Below are 18814 nucleotides of genomic sequence, written 5' to 3'. Positions count from 1 at the left end.
ATGAACCATCGTGAGGTGATTTGGATGCCAATTACTTTATCAGTGATTAAGCATAAGATGGACGACCACATTGGTCAACACGTTTTAGTGACTTCGCAAATTGGTCGAAGAAAAACCACTAAGCGTCATGGGATTTTAAAGGAAACTTTTCCGGCAGTCTTTGTTGTCGAGTTGGATCCAGGGAAATCCAGCTTTGAACGAGTTTCTTACAGCTATACCGATATTTTGACGAAGAATATTGAAGTTGATTTTGATGCTGCTCAAGTGAACTAGCGGGTAGGATTAATTTTTTTGGGGGCCAGATGGCCTTTTTATTTTGCCATTTTGTTGCCATAATGCTGTATAGCGCGGTTTGTACGAATAGAAGAGTGGTGGTCAAGTAGCCACACAAAACTAAAAACGGCGATTGATATTCGGTCTCTTTTTTTACCGTTTTTACGGGATAAACACTGACAATAGGGTCATTATTTAGTATAATTTTCTTAATCAGAGTGTGATCAATAATAATTTCTTAATGATATTGGCGCACACTTGTGGAGTGGGGGGATGTCGATGAAGCGGATTGTTCGAGCTCCAGCCAAATTGAATTTAGGGCTTGATGTCCCGTATACTCACCCAGATGGTACTATCGAATGGCGGATGGTCATGACTTCGATTGGCCTAAGTGATCATGTGCAGATTGAGACGAATTCTTCTTCAAGAATCCGAATTATTTCTGATAGTGGTTTTTTGCCCAATGATAAACGAAACCTAGCTTATCAAGCCGCTCATCTTTTTTTGAGGCATACGGGCGTAAAGAGTGGGCTGACGATTACGATCGAAAAAAGCATCCCGGTTGCCGCTGGTTTAGGTGGTGGCTCGTCTGACGCAGCAGCTGTTTTAAGAACCTTAAATGAGATGTTTGCGACGGGCCTTTCACTAGCTGAAATGGCTAAACTGGGGTTAGCGATTGACTCAGATGTTCCGTACTGTGTCTATGGGAGAACTGCTTTGGTTAGTGGTCGGGGTGAGATTGTAACACCCTTAAAGTCCCTACCTAAGATGTGGTTTATCCTTGCTAAGCCAAACGTTAGTGTGTCAACGCCACGAATTGTCCGGAGGCTTCGGCATATTCAGATTGATCATCCAGATATTGATGGTTTGTTGGCTGGAATTATGCAATCTGATTATCATCAGATCGTGGCAAGTATGGGGAACACACTAGAACCAATTACCACCGCCAACCACCCCCAAATCCAAGTTATTAAGGAACGCCTTTTGAAATACGGTGCTGATGGCTCTCAGATGAGCGGCAGCGGACCCACCGTTTTTGGAGTTTGCCATAGTGAGTCCCGTGCTCGTCGGGTTTATAATAGTATTTCGGGTTTCTGCCATGAAGTATACGTAACGCAGCCAATTAACCACGGTGCTAGCTTATAATTATTTCTAACAGGCTGGTTGACCTGCTGGTATCCATGAATGTTTATACAAATACGCTGGGTTGCCCCAAAACAAAGCTTTAGTTTTGGTTAAGCAACCCTTTAATTATGCATTTGGCAATTGACAAAATCTCGATTTAATCTAAACTAAAATAGTAATTATTACTTTTTACAATAATTGTTGGAGGTCTTCATTTGAGTGAAACATTAATTTCAGTTGAAAACTTGTCACTTAGTTTTCCAAATCATCCGGTCTTTTCAGACCTCAGTTTTCAAGTTAACCGGGGTGACTTTCTTGGTGTTATCGGTGAAAATGGGATTGGCAAGACGACCCTGGTTCGGGTAATTTTAGGGCAACTACATCCAGGTGTTGGAAAGGTGATTATTAAGCAAGGCATTCGAATCGGATACGTCCCACAATTCCGAAATGTCGATGTTGAATACCCTCTGTCAATCAAGGATTTTGTGGCGTTAAATTTTACTGGTCTCAAATTGCCATGGCTATCGAAGAAAGAACGGGCTCGGGTGAATCAGGTTATCAAACAGGTTGGTTTGGAACAGATTGCTAATCGCCCACTTGGTTTGGCATCCGGTGGCGAAAAGCAAAAAGCCTATTTAGCACAGGCCTTAATTAATCATCCGGATTTATTGATTCTCGATGAGTCCACTGCAAGTCTTGACCCAAATACCAAGAAGGAATTGTTGGATGTCGTTTTTCGGTTGAATAAAACGATGGGGCTCACGATTTTCTTTGTTTCCCATGATATGCAAATGATCCATGAATACCCAGACCATTACCTTTGGCTTCAAAAGGGGAAGTACGAATCTGGACCAATTGCGGATTTGCACAATGAAAATAAGGAGGGCCAGTATGTTTAGTTTTGAATTTATGCAAAATGCTTATCTGGCTGGGACGTTGATTGCCATTGTCAGTGGGATGATGGGGGTCTTTGTTGTTGCTAGGAATATGCCCTTTATGACCCATACTCTGTCTGAAATTGGGTTTGCTGGCGCGGCATTTGGGATCTTTATTGGTTGGACACCGTTAAACGGGATGCTAGCATTTACCACGGTTAGTTCAATTATGGTGGGCGAGTTAAGCGGAGCCGTTGAATCGCGACGTGAATCTGTGATCAGTGCCATTTCTGGCCTATTCATTGGTCTAGGGATCCTATTTTTGTCGTTATCGCGGAAAAATGCCAGCTATGCGACTAATATTTTATTTGGGAGTGTCATTGGGATTAGTCGTCAAGACGTTATCCAAATGGCGGCATTATCGATTTTAGTATTAGTTGTTTTGCTATTAATTTTTAGAAATTTAAAAGACGATTCTTTTGATGCGATTGGGTCACAAACCAATCATATTCATCGAAACTTGATTTCAATTATTTTCTTAATCATGTTGGCTTTTAGTGTGAGCGTTGCTGCCCAAATTGTTGGTTCGTTATTGATCTTCGTGTTGCTGACGTTGCCCGCCTCAAGCGCGAAATATTTTGCTCACACAGTGCTTCGTATGATGTCACTCGCAATTCTATTTGCGTTATTTGGGGTTTGGGTTGGACTATATTTAGGTTATCTGACAAATTGGCCGGTAACGTTTTTCATTGCCTCAATTGAAGCAATCATTTATGGGATTTCACTCTTCTACAACTTTATTCGAAGTAAAAGTGAATAAAATGATGTCAATTTAGGTTATTTTTCGATATAATCTCCTAAAGACGAACATTTATGATAAAATTTTAGTGTATGTTACATAAAAGTAGAGGTGGAATTTTTGAAAGTACGAAGAAGTGATCGGTTGATCGACATGACCAGATACTTGCTTGAGCGGCCCCATACGTTGGTTCCGTTGACGTTTTTTGCGGAACGCTATGGATCCGCAAAGTCCTCAATAAGTGAAGACTTAACCATTTTAAAACGAACTTTCCAAGCCCGGGGGACGGGATTGCTGGAAACAATTCCTGGCGCCGCTGGAGGAACCCGGTTCTTGCCATACATCTTAAAAGAAGAGGCTGAAGAGGTCGTTGACAACTTAATTGAACAAATGTCTTCTAATACCCGGTATTTACCTGGTGGGTATGTGTATATGTCCGACCTGCTTGGTAGTCCGGCAACGCTGCGGCAAATTGGCCGAGTGTTTGCAACTCAGTATTTAAATCAGAGTGTTGATGCCGTAATGACGATTGCAACTAAAGGCGTGCCAATTGCGCAAAGCGTTGCCGATTTCCTAAATGTTCCGTTTGTCATTGTTCGCCATGACACTGAAATTACTGAAGGTTCAACGGTTAACGTTAACTATGTGTCTGGTTCTTCTACCAGGATTGAAAAGATGTCGCTATCTAAACGAAGCTTGAAACCTGATTCCAACGTTTTAATCGTTGATGATTATATGCGTGGCGGCGGGACCGTTGGCGGCATGATTTCGATGGTCGAGGAATTTGATGCCAATTTGATTGGTGTCGGGGTGGTTGCCGAAAGTACTGCGCCAAATGGGCGGTCAGTTGGTAATTACACATCACTGATGAGAGTTGATGCCAAGGACAATACCGTCATTTCACAACCTGGCAATTATTTAGAAAAGATTTTTAATTAAAACGCATTTGGGGAGACATTTATAATGGCAACAAAGAATACAATTATATTAGCAGCAGGTAAGGGAACCCGGATGAAATCCAAGCTATATAAGGTTTTACACCGGCTTTGCGGCAAAACGATGGTCGATCATGTCCTAACTGCCGTTGAAGGTGCTCAGATGGATAATATTGTGACCGTTGTCGGCTTTGGTGCCGACGCAGTTCGTGATAATTTGGGTGACCGCACGCAATACGTTGTCCAGGAAAAGCAATTAGGGACTGGCCACGCTGTTTTGCAGGCTGAACAGCTGTTAGGGGACCTTGATGGGATGACGATGGTGGTGAGTGGTGATACGCCGCTCTTTACCACCAAGACGTTTGAAGATTTATTTACTTATCATCAGAATAAAAAAGCAAAAGTCACCATTTTAACTTCTAAAGCGCCTAACCCAACCGGTTATGGTCGAATTGTTCGCAATGATTTGGGAATTGTTGAAAAAATTGTCGAACAAAAGGATGCAACTAAAGAAGAACAAGCCATCGATGAGATTAACACTGGCGTTTATGTTTTTGACAACCGGGCTTTATTTGAGGCCCTTCATAAGATTAATAATCACAATGCTCAGGGTGAGTATTATTTAACTGATGTGATTGAAATCCTAAAGGCTGAGGGCGAAACCATCGCCGCTTACAAGATGGTTGACTTCGACGAATCAATGGGGGTTAATGATCGTTTGGCACTGGCGACGGCCACCAAAATTATGCGGTCGCGGATTAATCGGCGGCATATGAAAGACGGTATTTCAGTGATTGACCCAGAACGAACGTACATTGATTCCGATGTTCAGATTGGCCCGGATACTATTATTGAGCCAGGTGTTCAATTGAAAGGTAACACCGTCATTGGTGAGGATTGCTATATTGGCGCCAATTCTGAAATCCGCGATTCAGTTATTCATGATCACGTAACGGTGACATCATCGTTAATTGAGCACTCTGAAATGCTTGATTATTCAGACATTGGGCCTAACAGCCACTTGCGGCCAGATGCCCTCATTGGCAAGCACGTTCACCTTGGCAACTTTGTTGAAGTGAAGAAGGCAAGCATTGGCGAAGGCACGAAAGTAGGTCATTTGACTTACGTAGGGAATGCCAAGCTTGGCAAGAACATCAATGTGGGTTGTGGTGTTATTTTTGTCAATTATGATGGTGCCCACAAGCACGAGACCACGGTTGGTGACGATTCATTTATTGGCAGCAATTCGAATTTGATTGCCCCACTAGATGTTGCGGATCATTCGTTTATTGCTGCTGGCTCAACGATTAATCGCCAAGTGAACCAATACGATATGGCGATTGCTCGAAGTCGGCAGACAAATAAACCCGATTATTTTAAAAAATTACCATATCAGAAGGATTAACGCTGAAATTTATAGCGAAAACATTGTATAATCAATGTGGGAAAGCGAATTGAACTAATAAAACGTATGGGAGGATCATATGTCTCAGCAATATTTTGATTCTAAACTAAAAATTTTCGCGTTAAACTCGAACCGTCCATTAGCCGAGAAGATTGCCGAAACCGTTGGTGTACCACTTGGCAAGACATCCGTTGACCGGTTTAGTGATGGTGAAATCAGAATCAACATTGAAGAAAGTATCCGTGGGGATAATATCTTCATTATCCAGTCAACATCGGCACCGGTGAATGATAATTTAATGGAATTGTTAATCATGGTGGATGCATTAAGAAGGGCTAGCGCGGGAACAATCAATGTCGTTATTCCTTACTATGGATATGCTCGTCAGGATCGAAAAGCCCGTTCAAGAGAACCGATCACAGCCAAATTAGTTGCTAACATGCTTCAAAAAGATGGCGTTGACCGGGTTGTTTCACTTGACCTTCATGCGGCTCAGATTCAAGGCTTCTTCGATATCCCAGTAGACCATTTAATGGGTGCACCGCTACTAGCTGATCATTTCATCAAACAAGGCTTTGGCAGCGATGACGTTGTGGTTTCTCCTGATCATGGTGGGGTTTCTCGGGCACGGGCTTTGGCGGAGTTCTTAAAAGCCCCAATTGCTATCATTGATAAGCGGCGTCCCCAAGCAAACGTTGCCGAAATTATGAATATTATTGGTGACGTGGCCGGTAAACGCTGTTTGATGATTGATGACATGATCGATACGGCCGGCACAATTACTTTAGGGGCGCAGGCACTCATGGATGCTGGTGCTTCTGAAGTTTATGCTTGCTGTACGCATCCAGTTCTTTCTGGACCGGCCATTGAGCGGATTAAGAAATCACCAATCAAGCAATTGGTGGTGACTGATACAATCCAATTACCTAAGGACAAGCAGTTAGATAAGATTGAGCAAGTTTCGGTTGGCCCGTTAATTGGCGATGCAATTAAACGAATTAATGAAGATAAGCCGGTTAGCCCGCTCTTTCGAAATCGGTTTCGTGGTGATGAAAGTTAATGGTCAAAAAGCTTAGAGACCACCTGACAACCGTGTGTGTTACGGGAATCATCTTGGTTAATCTCCTACTAGTTTTAGTGGGAGTTCCTAAAATTGGATTAGGAAATTTTGATTTTTTAGCTGGCCTATTTTTAACCGTGTTGGCTTCGATTTTTGTAGTTGGGTCAGGTCATTTGTTTACTGGGTGGCGGTTCTTTATCCCCAAGAAGAAACCAACTGATTTAGAGTCAGAAAATGATCCAAAACATCCTAAGGCAAAAGACGTCGCTGGCCTTAAGAACCAGCCAATTAAGGTTAATAAGTATGCCCGCTTTTGTCTGAGTACGGGTGGTCTATTGATCGTACTGGGAATCTTATTAACAATTATTTGATTGATGAATGAAAAAAAGTGAACTTTAAACACAAATAAGGCAATCCTCTTAGTTTTGAGGGATTGCCTTATTTGTGTTTCTCAATTGATAAACGGTTATTTTATGATTATTTGTGATCAACTAAAGGAGATATTTCTTAAGTGCGTAAGCAACACCATTTTCAGTGTTAGGCTTAGTTGTGAACGTTGCGGCATCTTTAACGGCTTTAATACCATTGCCCATTGCGACACCTAAACCAGCGTATTTGATCATTGTCAGGTCATTTTCTTGGTCACCAAGGGCCATAACATTGTCAGCAGTAAGGCCTAATTTAGTTGCTAATTCTCCAAGTGTCTTGCCTTTATTAGCTTGTTTACTCATGATTTCGATGAAGAAGGGCTCACTTTGAACGATATATAGTTTATTACGAAGTTCGTCAGAGATGCCGTTGTTGGCGTTTGCGATCAACTTAGGGTCATCAATCATCATGACCTTTGAAATGACCAAATCCTTTGAAATGTCTTCAGGAGCCCGATACTTAACTGGTAATCGTACCAGATAACTTTCTCCAATGGTGTACGGGCTTAGATCCCGATTAGTTGCATAAATCGTGTCAATCGTTTCGAGCTGGAAGTGAACACCAAACTTGCGACTGAGCATTTCGGTCTCTAAAAAGTCATCGTAATCAAGGGTGTGGTGAACGAGCACATCACCAGATAAGGTTTGAGCCATCGCGCCGTTAAAGGTAATTGCAAACTCATCATTGCCACTAATGGCTAACTGGTCGAGGTAAGGTTGAACGCCGCTAAGTAGGCGACCAGAGCACAATACTACCTTAATGCCCCTTTGCCTGACCGCCTGAATTGCGTCAATTGTTGCTTGGGCTAGTTGGTGTTTTTCGTTTAATAAAGTGCCATCAATGTCGATAGCGACTAATTTGATATCCATGGGAAATCTCTCCTCTGATTAATTGATTAGTTGGTCATTTCGGATGTGATTGTTAAATTCGTCGTACTCGGGTTGAAATAAGTCTACGTTTTCCTCTGGCCGTAAGATTTCTCTGGGGAAGAAGAAACGGTTATCACCGGACTGCCTATCGGAAATGGCACGGACAAGTGGACTGATTGACGACAATTCGATAAGGGTACCATCGTTTTGCATCAATTGGATTTGCTTTTTTCCTGGTCGATAAGCATCGTAAGGCAGATCGAAACTATTGTCGGTTGCCGTGTAATACTTGGGATTAAATCCAGATTGCTCGATAATTTTGCGCAGTCGTGGCAAGAGATCTTTGGTTGAATCGTCGAACTTAGCTGATTTCAATGGTTTCCGGTCAATAAATCGGCTAGCCAAGTTACTTAAGAGATCATCTGGATAACGTTTCCAGTGAATAAAGTAAGTATTTAAAACGCCATCGTCTAATTGAAGGTAGTCGTCTAAATTAAAATCATGGTGGAAAAATGGCAACAGTAGATAAGGTGTTTGGGGATCGTGCGTTACTTCGGCACTAAAAATCTCGTTGGCTCGCTGTAGGAGACGGTTTAAGATCACTTCCATTGACCTAGAAACGGGATGGAAGTAGACCTGCTGGTACATTTGAAATCGACTGACAATGTAGTCCTCAACGGCATGCATGCCACTCATTTCAAAACAAATACCATCCTGATACGGCCGCATCACCTCTAAAATCCGCGATAAGTCGAAGGTGCCATATTTTACACCAGTGTTGTAAGCATCGCGGAGGAGGTAATCCATGCGATCGGCATCTAATTGGCTGGAAATCATTTCGACAACCTGCTTGTTTGGATAGGTCTTATTAATGACGCTGGCAACCTTTTCTGGGAAATCAGGGCCAACCTTCTCAAGAACGTGATTAATTTCGGTGGTATCAGACGTAATAATGTCGCGGGTAATTTGTTCGTGATCGGTTCCAAAAATGTGCTCAAACGTGTGTGAGTATGCCCCATGACCAATATCATGAAGTAGTGCTGCACATAGTGTGAGAAGCTTTTCTGAATCGTCCCACAAACCATCACCGGGTATTTTTGATGGAAAATTTTCTTCAAATGACTCAATAATCCGGCGGGCAATTTCATAAACTCCCAGCGAATGGGCAAAGCGAGTATGCTCAGCACCATGAAAAATAAGCGAGGTTGTCCCTAGCTGATGAATTCGCCGTAATCGTTGAAACTCACTTGTATTAATTAAATCTAAAATAACTTGGTATTTAACATGAACATAGTTGTGAACTGGGTCTCGAAAGACTTTTTCCCTTTCGAGTTGTTGATGTGCGTAATCCAAAAAGTTGCCTCCTTAGACAATGGGTAATTGATTATTTCGCAATTGAATTTTCTTGAGCTGCGTTGCTTGTTCATTAATAAACTGGGCTGACCGTAGCAATTCTGGTGCACTCGATAGGTCAATTGCGTTTTCTTGAGCAGCCAGGGCAGTAGTGATTTGATCTTCCACGGCTTCAACTGAAATGTCTAAACTCACTAAATTTGCCAGGGTGGTCATCGTGGCTTTATCAACCTTTGGAAAGTGCCATCGGTCTTGACGATAGGCATCACCTTGCTCATAGAATTGCGCAACGGTATCACTTCGGCCGTCCTGATCACCGGCAATACTCATATAAAGCATCAATACTAAAGCTCGTTGAGTTCTTCGTTGGGCGATGCCAGCGATTTTTTGACCATTAACACTCAAATCAAATTTTCCAGGACAGTATGAGTTTGCGATTTCATGAACAGCAATCGTAAGGCTGGGAAAAATTGTTTGAATAAGATCAGCAACAATTTGATAAGCTTGGTCAATTGAATAATTATGAGTTGCTGTTGGGATAAATAACGAGACATTTAAGACTTTAGGGTCACTGATCACAGCGAGGCCACCCGAATTGCGTAAAAAGTAATCATAATGATTAACAGCTAACCCCTTTAGGCCAGCTGCTAAATTAGGGAGATGGCGGTCGTTAATCCCGAGAATCAGTGTGGGCTGTTCCGTCGTCCAAAAATGAAGGAACGGCCGTTGGAACTTATCACAAATTTCAAGTAGGGTATTCGTATCCGCAAACGAAATTAGTTTGTGTTCACTCGAATACGTTCGGTTAATGACAGTGATTGGAACGTTTGCCAGCAACATCGCGATTCCTCCTGTAAAAAAATGACAACTATCCTAATTATAACAGAATCTGTTCCTAAAATAGGGTAAGATCTAAATAAGGTAAGTTGAAAAGTGACTGATTAAAAGATAAAATAAGTGCGAAATCTGGATCAAGGTTATATAATATATTAGTTAAGCAGGACAGCTGTGCAAAGCAGAACTCTGCACATAAGCACCACCAGCAAAAATTCCAAAACCGGGAATTCTTGCCGGCGGAGACTTATGCTCCGAGTTCTAACTGCTTTGCTCCGCTCACTTATTAGGACAGCTGCGTCAGGCAGAAACTGGAACATAAGCACCTTGGTCAAAAATTCCAAAACCGGGAATTCTTGACCAAGGAGACTTATGTTCCAGTTTCTAACCGCCTGACTCCGCTCACTTTAGAATTAAAGAAGGTGCATTATGGATAACTTGGCAACTGGGGTTCCAGTTCAAATTCATTTAGAGACAAACATTATTCAAAATAGTGAGGCATCTAATTTTGTTTTTGATGTGACTGGTCAATTAGTTCAAGTTGGCACCAGCATTTATATTAGATATACGGAAGATGCCGAAGAAGGGCCAGTTCCCGTTACCATTAAAATTATGAATAACGGTGATATTAAGTTAACCCGGTCGGCCGAAAACCGGTTGCAGTTGCTGTTTAGTCAGGGTAAACGGGTGGCAGCTCGTTATCGGACACCGTATGGACTCTTAGATGTTCAAACCGTCACCTCAGCTTTGAGCACGGAAATCCTTGAACAGCCACTTCGGGGATCCGTTGGCATCGATTATTTACTTTATGCCGGGAATGACTTGTTAGGCAAATATAATATTCGATTGCAATTTACAGTTTAATCGAGTATAGTGATTTTTAGATTGTTGTTAGACTGTTGAAAGGACGTGTACCAGTTTGGAATTAGAAGTCTTTAAAGGCCAAAACAAAAACGAACTATCGATGATTGAAGTCGCTCATGCGATCTTAGCAAAACGCGGTGACACTATGCCATTCGTTGATTTAGCTAACGAGGTACAATCATATTTGGGTGATAGTAACAAAGAAATTCGTGATCGTTTATCGCAATTTTATACGGATTTAAACATTGATGGTAGCTTTATTTCACTTGGTGACAATCTTTGGGGACTACGAACATGGTACCCATACGAATCAATTGATGAAGCAACTGTCCATGCTGAAGAAGATGAAGATCGGCCGAAGCGGAAGAAGCGCCGAAAGGTTAATGCCTTTCTTGCTGATGCTTCTGATGACGATGACGTGATTGATTACGATGATGACGATCCAGAAGATCAAGACGACGATGATTTCGTTGAAGACGATGATGACGATGCTTCTGATGACGATGCCGGTGAAGATCTTGGCAAGTACAATAAAGATCTTCAAGATATTGACGACGGTACCGATGATCCAGACAACGAAGATTTACCAGATGGTATCGAAGGTCAGTTAAATGAGCTTAATGACGATGATGACTCATTTGATGATGATGACGATGATGAAAACGACTATAATTCAAAAGATAATCAATAATTCTTGACTAATATCTAAAAAGTATGTATCATGTTTTTTGGGCTCCTTGAGGTTTTCAAGGACATCTGAACGATGATAAATTGTTCCCTATTCACTTATGGATAGGGATTTTTTTATTTGTGAATTCCCCGTCTAACTATTAAGAGGAGAGGATTATATAATGACCAAATATATTTTTGTAACCGGTGGCGTTGTTTCTTCCTTAGGAAAAGGAATTGTGGCTGCTTCATTAGGTCGATTGTTAAAAAATCGAGGACTGAACGTCACAATTCAAAAGTTTGATCCCTACATCAACGTTGACCCTGGAACGATGAATCCTTACCAACATGGTGAAGTTTTCGTCACCGATGATGGAACCGAAACTGATCTTGATCTTGGCCATTATGAACGATTTATCGATAACAACCTAAACAAGTATTCAAACGTGACGACTGGTAAAATTTATGATGAAGTTTTGCGCAAAGAACGCCACGGCGACTATTTAGGCGCAACCGTTCAAGTGATTCCTCATATCACGGGAATGATCAAAGAAAAAATTATGCGGGCCGCTAAGGTGTCTGATGCTGAAATTGTGATCACAGAAATTGGTGGCACTGTTGGTGACATTGAATCGCTGCCGTTTTTGGAAGCTATCAGGCAAATGAAGACCGAAGTTGGTGATGAAAATGTCTTTTACGTTCATACAACGCTCATTCCGTATTTGCGAGCCGCTGGTGAAATGAAGACTAAACCAACTCAGCATAGTGTTAAGGAATTAAGAAGTTTAGGAATTCAGCCTAATTTGCTGGTAGTTCGTTCTGAAAAGCCGATTACCGATGCCATGCGAAAGAAGATCTCATTGTTCTGTGACGTTAAGCCCAAGGCAGTTGTTGAGTCACTCGATGTGCCAACGCTATATACCATTCCACTAAATTTACAAAAGCAGGGGATGGATCAACAAATTCTGGAGCATTTTGGTATCGAAAAGCCGGCTGCTGACATGTCTGACTGGCGCGAATTAGAGCAACACGTTCAGCATTTGAAGCGAACGGTTCACATTGCCTTGGTTGGGAAGTACGTTGGCCTTCACGACGCATATATCTCCGTTGCTGAAGCCTTGAAACATGCTGGTTACAAGGTAGATGCTGATATTGATTTGGAAATGCTGGATTCTGAAAAGATTAATGATGACAATGTTGACGAGTTATTATCAGCTGCTGATGGGATTATCGTGCCTGGTGGCTTTGGCGACCGGGGAATCGAAGGGATGATTACCGCCATTCGTTATGCCCGTGAAAAGGATGTACCATACCTAGGCGTTTGCCTGGGAATGCAAATGGCTTGCGTTGAGTTCGCGAGAGACGTTCTTGGTTATCAGGATGCAAACTCAACTGAGATGAATCCACGAACGAAGCATAACGTGATTGATTTAATGGCTGATCAAGAAGATGTTCACGACATGGGTGGAACGCAGCGCTTGGGTGCCTATCCATGCAAGTTAAAACCAGGTACCGTTGCGGCTAAGGCTTATGACAACGCAGATGTTATTTCTGAGCGTCATCGTCACCGTTATGAATTCAACAACGCATATCGAGAGGCGATTGAGAAGAATGGCATGGTCATTTCAGGAACTTCTCCCGATAACCATTTGGTCGAAGTTGTTGAAATCCCAGCGAATAAGTTCTTTGTGGCTTCTCAATACCATCCAGAATTCATTTCCCGACCTAACCGACCAGAGGGATTGTTCAAGGATTTCGTTGCTGCTGCAAATGATGTTTATATCGAAAGAAATAAATAGTTAATGATATTTTGTTAGCTGATGATTTACTGGGTCAGGGTGAAAGCAATCACCTTGACCTTTTTTCATCACAACAGATGTTGAGAAAACTCGGTATTTTAATGCCGAGATGAATCAACGATTTTAGCGGCCTATAGAGGTCGGAATTATTTTAAAAAATGGCGGGATTTTCTCCTAATTTGGTCGCCTCTAGTACCTGAAATTTGTTAATGCCATGATATAATATAATTACCGAATCTGAGTATCAGGGGGGATCCAAATGGTTTTGGCCGGGATGAAGTTAAGAATCTATCCAAATCAGACCCAACAGCTCCAGATCAAACTGAATTTTGGTTACAATCGGTTTGTCTGGAACCAAATGCTAAACATGCTCATTAAACGTCATGAGAACAATCCTCAAGCGCCTTTGCCTAGTGCCTTTGCGTTGAACAATTTATTGCCAGGACTAAAAGCTGAATACCCTTGGTTAAAATCCGCTGAGAGTACCAGTTTACAGGCTACTAATCACGATCTGATTGCTACCTATCAGCGGTTCTTTCAGTCCCGGCACGGCTTTCCGAAATTCAAATCACGAAAGTTCCCCAAGCAGAGCTATCAGTCCCGGATGGGCATCAAGCTGGTTGATGAACGACATCTCAAACTACCTAAGCTGGGAATTGTGCGTTTTAGAGGTTGCCGAGTTACCGGCAAAATTAAGAACGTTACCATCCGGCTTTCGGCCACTGGCAAGTTCCATGCGATTTTACTAGTGGATACAGGAATCGAGCAGTTATCTAAAACTGGCAAGAAAGTCGGCATTGATCTGGGAGTTGCTGATTTGGTGATCACCAGCGATGGAATCAAACACCCCACCATCCGGTTTGACAAGCAGTTATCTCAAAGGAAACGTTACTGGGAAAAACGGTTAGCCCGTAGAAGACGTCAGGCCCAACAGGTAATCGCTTGGGAGAAACATAATCATGTGCTGGTTCCACGTGAACTCGGCGATTTCAAAAATTACCAGCAAGCAAAACACATGGTGGCAAAGTATGCCGAAAAGATTGCCAATCAACGGCAAAACTATCTGCATCACATAACTAAGCAGCTCGTGACCCAATATGATGTGATTAAAATGGAAGATTTGAAAACCAAAAATCTGCTTAAAAACCATAAATTGGCGCGGGCAATTGCGAATCAGGCTTGGCGAACTCTGCGCTTGTACTTAGAATACAAATGTGCGTGGTATGGTAAACAGTTGGTCACGGTAAATCCGCGGAGAATCAGCCAAATTTGTTCTAACTGTCACTATGATGATGGTAAACATCCTCTCGATATTCGGCAGTGGATTTGCCCAAATTGTGGCATTAACCATGATCGTGATATTAATGCCGCCAAGAATATCTTGAGTGCTTAAAAATAAAGCTGGGCCGGAACTGCCCTTAGTTAATAGCCGTAACCGCTGCTGAACATTCCGAGAATGTTTGGTAAGTCCGCGGTGTTCCTAGAAGCTCGTTACTTTAGTGACGGGTAGTTCGCGAGTTTGTATAATTAATGGGATTACTTGTGCTATCTGAGATAATACGTGGAATACAGTGGCTTGATGGGAGCTGGGGCGTTGTAGCTTGTGAATCTTTATTGTGTTGCAAAGCAGGGCCTCTCTTGGCGACATTGTGGAAACGTGCTACACCAAGCAGAAAGCTGCACCTAAGCCACTCCGTTCAAAAATCCAAACCCGGGATTTCTGAACGGAGTAACTTAGGCTCCGCTTTCTAACCGCTTGGTGTAGCACTCTGGTTACTTTCATTGTTTTTCCCATTACAAATTGTATAATTCAAGTAAAGGTATTGTAATTTGCAAATTTTTTCTTTAGTATGATTCTTAGCGTTAAAAATGTTCGATATGTAAAAGTGAGGAAAGTTTGATGACTAAATTAATAATAAATGGCGGGAATCGTCTTTCCGGTGAGGTAGCTATCGGTGGCGCCAAAAATAGTACGGTTGCACTGATTCCAGCAGCTATTTTAGCTGATACCCCGGTTAGATTTGATTCGGTTCCAGACATTTTGGATGTCCACAATTTAATGCTGATTTTAAAATCAATGAATGTATCATCTCAGTTCAAAGGTGATGTTTTATCGATCGATCCAACAAATATTGTCGAGGCACCTCTTCCAAGCAAAGCTATTAAGAGCTTGCGAGCCTCTTATTATTTTATGGGCGCACTATTGGGGAGATTTCAGCGAGCCACGGTCAGCTTTCCTGGTGGCGATAATATCGGTCCTCGGCCGATTGATCAGCATATTAAGGCGTTTAAAGCCCTCGGTGCGGAGGTCAGTGACCATGATGGTACGGTTACCATTCAAACCGGGCCTAATGGGCTACACGGCGCCCAAATTTTTCTGGATGTTGTTTCAGTTGGCGCAACGATCAATACTATTTTGGCATCAGTAAAGGCACCGGGAACTACAATTATTGGTAATGCCGCAAAGGAACCCGAGATCATTGATATTGCAACGTTCTTGAACAATATGGGGGCCAACATTCGTGGTGCTGGAACTGATGTCATTAGAATTGAAGGGGTACCAACGCTTCAGGCAACCAATACCCATACAATTATTCCCGATCGAATTGAGGCTGGTACATATCTTTCAATGGCTGCGGCGGTTGGGAACGGTGTTTTAATTACCAACATTATTCCTGAGCATTTAGAGGCATTCGTTGCTAAGTTGGAAGAAATGGGTTGTGATTTAACGGTCTATGAAGATAGTATTTACGTTGGCCCTTCTCATGATCTAAAGCCCATCCAGATCAAAGTGATGCCGTTTCCGGGGTTTGCAACAGATCTTCAGCAACCGGTTACGCCACTTTTGTTTAAAGCTGAGGGACGCAGCATGATTATTGATACGATTTATCCCAAGCGAATTAAGCATATTTCAGAATTAAACAAGCTTGGCGGCAAAATCAAGTCTGAAAATACGGACGAAGGGGTCATTTTAGTAGACAAGTCGCCCCACTTGAAAGGTGCAAAAGTTGACGCGGGCGAGATTCGGGCTGGTGCGTCATTAGTCATTGCTGGATTGATGGCAAGTGGTACAACCGAAATATCTCATGCAGAATATATTCTGCGTGGTTATGGCAGTATTGTTGATAAATTGACATCAATTGGTGCTGACGTTAAGCTAGAAGTCGAAGAAAAAGTTTAGCTAAAAACGTGTTGAATGCCTAATTATTTTATGTTAAACTTACAAGGTTGACTAATCGATAATCTCTGGGTCATCGAATTGATTCAGGGCAAAGGAGCGATATATTATGAAAAAAGGAATTCATCCAGATTACCATCAAGTTGTATTTCAAGATTCAAGTACTGGTTTCAAGTTTATGTCAGGATCAACTAAGACTTCTGACGAAACGATTGAGTGGGAAGATGGCAACACTTACCCATTGATTCGGGTTGAAATTTCATCTGACTCACATCCATTCTACACTGGGAAGCAAAAGTTTACCCAGGCCGATGGTGCTGTGGATCGTTTCAACAAGAAATACGGACTTACGAACAACTAATTATTCACAAAAAGCAGGCTACGATTGTGGCCTGCTTTTTTATTTGGTTTTTTTTAGGATAATTGATAAATTTTTAGGAAAGGTTAACCATTTCTACATGCTTGGCGCATTTGTTTTGTATTATGATAAACCAGTGCTAAATTAAGGACGACCAGCAGAGCGGTTGAAATAAATACGCCAGCGTAATCAAATGTGGTCGAAACAAATGACCCAATGAGTGGCCCAGCAACGTTTCCCATTGCTTGAAATGACTGATTCCAGCTGAAAACCCGGCCGGTAACCTGTGGCGGTGTATTTTTGGCCAAAATTGTTTGGACGGCTGGCAACATTGACGCATTAGCAATGCCAATTACGAACCGCAGGCCAATTAATTGCCAGACGTTTGTGACAAACGCCATTGGAATATAAACGCTCATTGCGAGGACAAAGCCGATTATCAAAATGCGGTCGGTACCGATTTGATCACCGACCCGGCCGAGAAGTGGTGCTGCAAACAGGGTTGCAATTCCTGGTACAGCGGCGACGATGCCACTATAAAAAGTGGTTGCCGGGCTGAAGTGCAACAGAAAAGTTAGACAAGTTTAGATATTGATTTAAGCTACCATGGCTTGATTCCTGTATTCTACAGGGGTCAGGCCATTTTTATTCCTAGAAATTCTTTCATTATTGAACCACTGAATATATTGTTTTACCAATTTACGTAAAGCAGTAATATCATTAATTTGGTATCGATTGAGACACTCACGTTTCATCAGATTAAAGAAACTTTCAATTGGTGCGTTGTCATGGCAGTTTCCCTTTCGGGACATGCTTTGACAGATATTCATGTGCGTTAAGCGGCGTTGATAATCAGGAATTTGATACTGCCAACCTTGGTCCGAATGAAGAATCGGGCGAATTCCTGGTCTCAAGTGAGGTTTAAGTTTATCCAAGGTGGCATGAATCAAAGCTTTATTTGGAGAAGTGCCGACAACGGCAGCTAATACTTCACGACTGGCTTCGTCGGTAATAGCTGAAATGTAGCCCCATTCACCGTTGTACAAGCGTACTTGAGTAACATCTGTATGGAAAACCGTTAATGGTTGCTTGGCATTAAACTGCTGTTTAAGGACATTGGGCGCCACTTTACCGATTCGACCCTTATAGGAATGGTATTGAGCGGTATGTTTTGAGTAAATCGAGACTTTCAGACCCATATCGCTCATTAGTCGGCGAATTGTCTCTTCCGCATATTTAAATCCATGTTTCACTGCTGCATCATGAATTCGTCGATAACCGTAGGTTTCGCGTGTCTTGGAATATAGTTTTTGAATGAAAACCTTAACTTTGGCATATTTATCCGGCTTCTGGTTCCGCTTAAGTCGGTCATAATAAGTTGCCCGTGGCAGCTTTAACGCCCTTAATAGTTCTTGAAGTGCATAGTGCGNATTACTTAAGAGATTTTAGACAGCTTCTTAATAGTTCTTGAAGTGCATAGTGCAACCGTAACGATGAAACAATACTGGCTTTCATCTTCGTGGTGAGCGATTGGGAGCCTTCCTCGTTAAAGTCGCAAGTGCTTTTAAAATATCACGATCCAGTTCAGCTTCATGCAGTTGCTGCTTAAGATTTAAGATTTCCTGCTGATATTTCTCTTCTTGGGTTGGTTTCAGTCGCTTGATAGTCTTAGTGCGTTTACGCTTATTGGTGGTCGGTCTTCCTCTCCTTTTCGGACGCAGTCCGGCAACACCTTTTTCCTTAACGATTTGATCCCATGAATAGACCTGGCCCTCAGAGATTCCAAAATGTGCTGCTGCACGCGCTCGACTTACCTGATGTGTACCCATATATTCTATCACTGCTACCTTAAAGGATTGGGAATAGGTGGCTTTAGTATGCCTAACTGCAAGAGATTGCGGACCATGTTCTTGGGCCCGTTGAACCCACGCACGAACAACGCTAGTTGATGGAACTTTGTATTGCTTACACAGTTCACGATAACCAATG

General features: G+C 42.2%; 18 protein-coding genes and 2 pseudogenes. 14 read left to right on the top strand and 6 right to left on the bottom strand.

What is annotated here, in order from left to right:
• Positions 1-24: 24 nt before the first annotated feature.
• From FC98_RS10140 to FC98_RS10105, 8 genes are all read left to right on the top strand, one after another.
• Positions 25-273, top strand: a complete 249-nt coding sequence (locus tag FC98_RS10140) for a Veg family protein (protein WP_054655457.1) — start codon at positions 25-27, stop codon at positions 271-273.
• 279 nt (positions 274-552) lie between these two features.
• Positions 553-1419 carry a 4-(cytidine 5'-diphospho)-2-C-methyl-D-erythritol kinase gene (ispE, locus tag FC98_RS10135; protein WP_056949521.1) on the top strand — a complete coding sequence of 289 codons (867 nt, stop codon included), beginning with the start codon at positions 553-555 and terminating at the stop codon, positions 1417-1419.
• Positions 1420-1613: 194 nt separating this feature from the next.
• Positions 1614-2297, top strand: coding sequence for a metal ABC transporter ATP-binding protein (locus FC98_RS10130; RefSeq protein WP_008857640.1), 684 nt, complete (start codon positions 1614-1616; stop codon positions 2295-2297).
• Positions 2290-3093: a metal ABC transporter permease gene (locus tag FC98_RS10125; RefSeq protein ID WP_056949520.1), complete on the top strand. Its 804-nt coding sequence runs from the start codon at positions 2290-2292 to the stop codon at positions 3091-3093. The genes FC98_RS10130 and FC98_RS10125 overlap by 8 nt, the downstream gene beginning before the upstream one ends.
• A gap of 99 nt (positions 3094-3192) precedes the next feature.
• Complete coding sequence (gene purR / locus FC98_RS10120) at positions 3193-4011, top strand: pur operon repressor (protein WP_081467832.1); 819 nt, start codon at positions 3193-3195, stop codon at positions 4009-4011.
• 24 nt (positions 4012-4035) lie between these two features.
• Positions 4036-5412, top strand: a complete 1377-nt coding sequence (gene glmU, locus FC98_RS10115; RefSeq protein ID WP_056949519.1) for a bifunctional UDP-N-acetylglucosamine diphosphorylase/glucosamine-1-phosphate N-acetyltransferase GlmU — start codon at positions 4036-4038, stop codon at positions 5410-5412.
• Between the two features lie 79 nt (positions 5413-5491).
• On the top strand, positions 5492-6472 hold the full coding sequence (locus FC98_RS10110) for a ribose-phosphate diphosphokinase (protein WP_008857635.1): 981 nt from the start codon (positions 5492-5494) through the stop codon (positions 6470-6472).
• Positions 6472-6843, top strand: coding sequence for a DUF3899 domain-containing protein (locus FC98_RS10105; protein WP_008857634.1), 372 nt, complete (start codon positions 6472-6474; stop codon positions 6841-6843). The genes FC98_RS10110 and FC98_RS10105 overlap by 1 nt, the downstream gene beginning before the upstream one ends.
• A 120-nt stretch (positions 6844-6963) precedes the next feature.
• Here the strand turns inward: FC98_RS10105 and yidA are convergent, their stop codons facing one another.
• The 3 genes from yidA to FC98_RS10090 are packed head-to-tail and all read right to left on the bottom strand — an operon-like array spanning position 6964 to position 9963.
• Positions 6964-7770, bottom strand: coding sequence for a sugar-phosphatase (gene yidA, locus FC98_RS10100; protein ID WP_054655459.1), 807 nt, complete (start codon positions 7768-7770; stop codon positions 6964-6966).
• Between the two features lie 18 nt (positions 7771-7788).
• Positions 7789-9123 (bottom strand): HD domain-containing protein, encoded by a 1335-nt coding sequence (locus tag FC98_RS10095; RefSeq protein ID WP_008857632.1) that lies wholly within the window; start codon positions 9121-9123, stop codon positions 7789-7791.
• A gap of 12 nt (positions 9124-9135) precedes the next feature.
• Positions 9136-9963, bottom strand: a complete 828-nt coding sequence (locus FC98_RS10090; RefSeq protein WP_008857631.1) for a lipoate--protein ligase family protein — start codon at positions 9961-9963, stop codon at positions 9136-9138.
• A gap of 423 nt (positions 9964-10386) precedes the next feature.
• Here FC98_RS10090 and FC98_RS10085 point away from each other — a divergent pair, with 423 nt between their 5' ends.
• From FC98_RS10085 to FC98_RS10060, 6 genes are all read left to right on the top strand, one after another.
• Complete coding sequence (locus FC98_RS10085) at positions 10387-10821, top strand: YwiB family protein (RefSeq protein ID WP_008857629.1); 435 nt, start codon at positions 10387-10389, stop codon at positions 10819-10821.
• A gap of 55 nt (positions 10822-10876) precedes the next feature.
• Positions 10877-11512 carry a DNA-directed RNA polymerase subunit delta gene (gene rpoE, locus FC98_RS10080; protein WP_054655461.1) on the top strand — a complete coding sequence of 212 codons (636 nt, stop codon included), beginning with the start codon at positions 10877-10879 and terminating at the stop codon, positions 11510-11512.
• A gap of 160 nt (positions 11513-11672) precedes the next feature.
• Positions 11673-13289 (top strand): CTP synthase, encoded by a 1617-nt coding sequence (locus tag FC98_RS10075; RefSeq protein WP_008857627.1) that lies wholly within the window; start codon positions 11673-11675, stop codon positions 13287-13289.
• A gap of 259 nt (positions 13290-13548) precedes the next feature.
• Entirely contained in the window at positions 13549-14682 is a 1134-nt protein-coding gene (locus FC98_RS10070; protein WP_054655463.1) for an RNA-guided endonuclease TnpB family protein, read from the top strand.
• Positions 14683-15189: 507 nt separating this feature from the next.
• A complete protein-coding gene (locus FC98_RS10065; RefSeq protein WP_008857615.1) occupies positions 15190-16470 on the top strand; it encodes a UDP-N-acetylglucosamine 1-carboxyvinyltransferase in 1281 nt (426 codons plus the stop codon).
• 106 nt (positions 16471-16576) lie between these two features.
• Entirely contained in the window at positions 16577-16828 is a 252-nt protein-coding gene (locus FC98_RS10060) for a type B 50S ribosomal protein L31 (RefSeq protein ID WP_008857616.1), read from the top strand.
• Between the two features lie 83 nt (positions 16829-16911).
• On the opposite strand, the pseudogene FC98_RS10055 reads toward FC98_RS10060, so the two are convergent.
• The 3 genes and pseudogenes from FC98_RS10055 to FC98_RS10045 form a co-directional block, all read right to left on the bottom strand.
• Positions 16912-17382: pseudogene (locus tag FC98_RS10055) on the bottom strand (MFS transporter); the annotation flags it as partial.
• A 39-nt stretch (positions 17383-17421) separates the two neighbouring features.
• Positions 17422-18254: pseudogene (locus tag FC98_RS10050) on the bottom strand (IS3 family transposase); the annotation flags it as partial.
• 82 nt (positions 18255-18336) lie between these two features.
• On the bottom strand, positions 18337-18814 hold a 478-nt coding region (locus FC98_RS10045), incomplete at its 5' end, for a helix-turn-helix domain-containing protein (RefSeq protein ID WP_082602875.1).

Origin of the sequence: Lentilactobacillus kisonensis DSM 19906 = JCM 15041 (genome assembly GCF_001434135.1) — a bacterium.
Taxonomy (GTDB): Bacteria; Bacillota; Bacilli; order Lactobacillales; family Lactobacillaceae; genus Lentilactobacillus; species Lentilactobacillus kisonensis.
Note: the sequence above shows the minus strand (reverse complement) of the source record. Positions and strands in the feature narration are given on the sequence as shown.

Coding starts and splice junctions, on each gene's coding strand:
- FC98_RS10140 (WP_054655457.1), top strand. CDS start 25: ATGCCAATTACTTTATCAGTGATTAAGCATAAGATGGACGACCACATT.
- ispE (WP_056949521.1), top strand. CDS start 553: ATGAAGCGGATTGTTCGAGCTCCAGCCAAATTGAATTTAGGGCTTGAT.
- FC98_RS10125 (WP_056949520.1), top strand. CDS start 2,290: ATGTTTAGTTTTGAATTTATGCAAAATGCTTATCTGGCTGGGACGTTG.
- glmU (WP_056949519.1), top strand. CDS start 4,036: ATGGCAACAAAGAATACAATTATATTAGCAGCAGGTAAGGGAACCCGG.
- FC98_RS10110 (WP_008857635.1), top strand. CDS start 5,492: ATGTCTCAGCAATATTTTGATTCTAAACTAAAAATTTTCGCGTTAAAC.
- FC98_RS10105 (WP_008857634.1), top strand. CDS start 6,472: ATGGTCAAAAAGCTTAGAGACCACCTGACAACCGTGTGTGTTACGGGA.
- yidA (WP_054655459.1), bottom strand. CDS start 7,770: ATGGATATCAAATTAGTCGCTATCGACATTGATGGCACTTTATTAAAC.
- FC98_RS10090 (WP_008857631.1), bottom strand. CDS start 9,963: ATGTTGCTGGCAAACGTTCCAATCACTGTCATTAACCGAACGTATTCG.
- FC98_RS10085 (WP_008857629.1), top strand. CDS start 10,387: ATGGATAACTTGGCAACTGGGGTTCCAGTTCAAATTCATTTAGAGACA.
- FC98_RS10075 (WP_008857627.1), top strand. CDS start 11,673: ATGACCAAATATATTTTTGTAACCGGTGGCGTTGTTTCTTCCTTAGGA.
- FC98_RS10070 (WP_054655463.1), top strand. CDS start 13,549: ATGGTTTTGGCCGGGATGAAGTTAAGAATCTATCCAAATCAGACCCAA.
- FC98_RS10065 (WP_008857615.1), top strand. CDS start 15,190: ATGACTAAATTAATAATAAATGGCGGGAATCGTCTTTCCGGTGAGGTA.
- FC98_RS10060 (WP_008857616.1), top strand. CDS start 16,577: ATGAAAAAAGGAATTCATCCAGATTACCATCAAGTTGTATTTCAAGAT.